The 3,220-nt window shown below is 71.3% G+C and carries 3 protein-coding genes; all 3 read left to right on the top strand.

Features of this window, described 5'->3' with window-relative positions:
- On the top strand, window positions 1-1,329 hold a 1,329-nt coding region (gene shc, locus GWI24_RS42545; RefSeq protein ID WP_210951372.1), incomplete at its 5' end, for a squalene--hopene cyclase.
- On the top strand, window positions 1,329-2,075 hold the full coding sequence (locus tag GWI24_RS42540) for a 1-hydroxy-2-methyl-2-butenyl 4-diphosphate reductase (RefSeq protein ID WP_210951371.1): 747 nt from the start codon (window positions 1,329-1,331) through the stop codon (window positions 2,073-2,075). The genes shc and GWI24_RS42540, both read left to right, overlap by 1 nt.
- Complete coding sequence (gene hpnH, locus GWI24_RS42535) at window positions 2,026-3,051, top strand: adenosyl-hopene transferase HpnH (protein ID WP_210951370.1); 1,026 nt, start codon at window positions 2,026-2,028, stop codon at window positions 3,049-3,051. The genes GWI24_RS42540 and hpnH overlap by 50 nt, the downstream gene beginning before the upstream one ends.
- Window positions 3,052-3,220 lie beyond the last annotated feature (169 nt).

The raw sequence follows: 3,220 nt of genomic DNA, 5'->3' as shown, positions 1-3,220 counted from the left end.
CACACCGACCCCCGCAGACCCAATCCGCCGCGCCCGCTCGCCCCCGTCGCCTCCTGGGACGGCGCCTTCCAGCGGCTGGACCGGGCGCTGCACGCCTACCACAAGGTCGCCTTCCGCCCGCTGCGCCGGGCCGCGCTGCGCTCCTGCGCCCGCTGGATCGTGGAGCGGCAGGAGAACGACGGCTGCTGGGGCGGCATCCAGCCCCCCGCCGTCTACTCCGTCATCGCCCTCCATCTGCTCGGCTACGACCTCGACCACCCCGTGATGCGCGCCGGTCTGGAGTCGCTGGACCGGTTCGCGGTGTGGCGCGAGGACGGCAGCCGGATGATCGAGGCCTGTCAGTCCCCGGTCTGGGACACCTGCCTGGCCGCCATCGCGCTCGCCGACGCCGGTCTCGCCGCCGACCACCCGGCGCTGGTCAAGGCCGCCGACTGGATGCTGACCGAGCAGATCGACCGGCCCGGCGACTGGTCGGTCCGGCGGCCCGGGCTGCCCTCCGGCGGCTGGGCGTTCGAATTCCACAATGACAACTACCCCGACATCGACGACACCGCCGAGGTCATCCTGGCGCTGCGCCGGGTCGACCACCCCGAGCCCGAGCGGATCGAGGCGGCCGTGCGGCGCGCCATGCGCTGGACCCTGGGCATGCAGTCGAAGAACGGGGCGTGGGGCGCGTTCGACGTCGACAACACCAGCCCGCTCCCCAACAAGCTGCCGTTCTGCGACTTCGGTGAGGTCATCGACCCGCCGTCGGCCGATGTCACCGCGCATGTCGTGGAGATGCTGGCGCACGAGGGGCGGACGTACGACGCCCGCACCCGGCGCGGCATCTCCTGGCTGCTGTCCGAGCAGGAGCCGAGCGGCGCCTGGTTCGGCCGCTGGGGCACCAACTACGTCTACGGCACCGGCTCCGTCGTCCCCGCGCTGATCGCCGCGGGCGTCCCCGCCTCCCATCCGGCCGTCCGCCGGGCCGTCCGCTGGCTGGAGAGAGTCCAGAACGAGGACGGCGGCTGGGGCGAGGACCAGCGCTCCTACCTCGACGCCGAGTGGATGGGCCGGGGTGCCTCCACCGCCTCGCAGACGGCGTGGGCGCTGCTCGCGCTGCTGGCGGCGGGGGAGCGGGACGGCGCGGCCGTCGAGCGTGGGATCACCTGGCTCGCCGGGACCCAGCGGCAGGACGGCTCCTGGGACGAGCCGTACTTCACCGGCACCGGCTTCCCCTGGGACTTCTCCATCAACTACCACCTGTACAGGCAGGTCTTCCCGGTGACGGCACTGGGCCGGTATGTCCACGGCGAGCCCACCGGGGCGCGACCGCGGAGCAGTTGATGTCCGCCGATCCGGCCGCGGAGGCCGGCGGTGCTTCGCTGCTGATCGCCTGTGCGCTCGGCATCGAGCGGTTCGCCCTGCGCGGCGCCGGCCTCGGCGCCGCCGCCGGGGCCGTGACCGTGCTGCGCACGGGCATGGGACCGCAGTCGGCCGAGCGCGCCGTGACCCGGGCGCTCACCGGGAGGCCCGGTGAGCCCGGTGAGCCCGGTGAACCCGGGGGGCGGCCCACCGCCGTCATCGCCACCGGCTTCTGCGCCGGGCTGGCCCCGGGCATGCACCCCGGGGACCTCGTCGTGGCCGACGAGACCCGCGATCCGGCGGGCCGCACCGTGTGCACCGGCACCCGGATCCTCGCCGACGCCCTGTCACATCCCCTCCCCGGCGGCCCCCGCCGGGCCGTCCACATCGGCCCGGTCGTGGGCTCGGACCATGTGGTGCGCGGCGCGGAGCGGGCCGCGCTGCACAGCACCGGCGCCATCGCGGTGGACATGGAGTCCGCCGCGACCCTGCGCACCGCCGTCGGCCACGGCGTCCGTCCGGTTGCGGCCGTCCGGGTGGTCGTGGACGCTCCTCAACATGAACTCGTCCGAATCGGCACGCTACGCGGTGGAATATCGGCTTTCCGGGTTCTTCGGACCGTTCTTCCCGCTTTCTTTCACTGGCACCGTTCTTCGCTGCTCCCAGGAGGTGAGCTAGATGGCCATGCCACTCCGCCAGACCATCCGGGTCGCGACGTATCTCTTTGAACAGAAGATGATCAAGCGGCGGGACAAGTTCCCGTTGATTGTCGAGCTCGAGCCGCTGTTCGCGTGCAATCTCAAGTGCGAGGGCTGCGGGAAGATCCAGCATCCGGCCGGGGTGCTCAAGCAGCGCATGCCGGTCGCCCAGGCGGTGGGCGCGGTGCTGGAGTCGGGTGCGCCGATGGTGTCCATCGCGGGCGGCGAACCCCTGATGCACCCGCAGATCGACGAGATCGCACGGCAGCTGGTGGCGCGGAAGAAGTACGTCTTCCTCTGCACCAACGCGATGCTGCTGCGGAAGAAGATGCATCTGTTCAAGCCGTCTCCGTACTTCGCCTTCGCGGTGCACATCGACGGGCTGCGGGAGCGGCACGACGAATCGGTGGCGAAGGAGGGGGTGTTCGACGAGGCGGTGGAGGCCATCAAGGAGGCCAAGCGGCGCGGCTTCCGGGTCACCACCAATTCCACGTTCTTCAATACCGACACCCCGCAGACCGTCATCGACGTGCTCGACTTCCTCAATGACGAGCTCGAGGTGGACGAGATGATGATCTCGCCCGCCTACGCGTACGAGAAGGCGCCCGACCAGGAGCACTTCCTGGGCGTCGAGCAGACCCGCGAGCTGTTCCGCAAGGCGTTCGCCGGGGGCAACCGGCGCCGCTGGCGGCTCAACCACAGCCCGCTCTTCCTCGATTTCCTGGAGGGCAAGACGGACTTCCCGTGCACCGCCTGGGGCATCCCCAACTACTCCCTCTTCGGCTGGCAGCGCCCCTGCTATCTGATGAGCGACGGCTATGTCCCGACCTACCGCCAGTTGGTGGAGGAGACCGACTGGGACAGCTACGGCCGCGGCAAGGATCCGCGCTGCGACAACTGCATGGCCCACTGCGGCTATGAGCCCACCGCGGTCCTGGCGACCATGGGCTCCCTCAAGGAGTCGCTGCGGGCCGCCCGGGAGACCGCCGCCGGAAGCCATGGGTGACGGGATGAGTGCGGCGCAACCGGACGGGATGAGCGCGGCGGAACCGGATGGGACGAGCGCGGCGGAACCGGATGGGATGAGTGCGGCGCAACCGGTCGCACTCGGCCTGCCCGCCGTGCCGGGCAGGCCCCTCGCACCGCGCCGGGTCTCACGCCGCCTCCAGGTGGGG

The organism is Streptomyces sp. MK37H, assembly GCF_018035285.1.
Classification (GTDB): Bacteria; Actinomycetota; Actinomycetes; order Streptomycetales; family Streptomycetaceae; genus Streptomyces; species Streptomyces endocoffeicus.
Note: the sequence above shows the minus strand (reverse complement) of the source record. Positions and strands in the feature narration are given on the sequence as shown.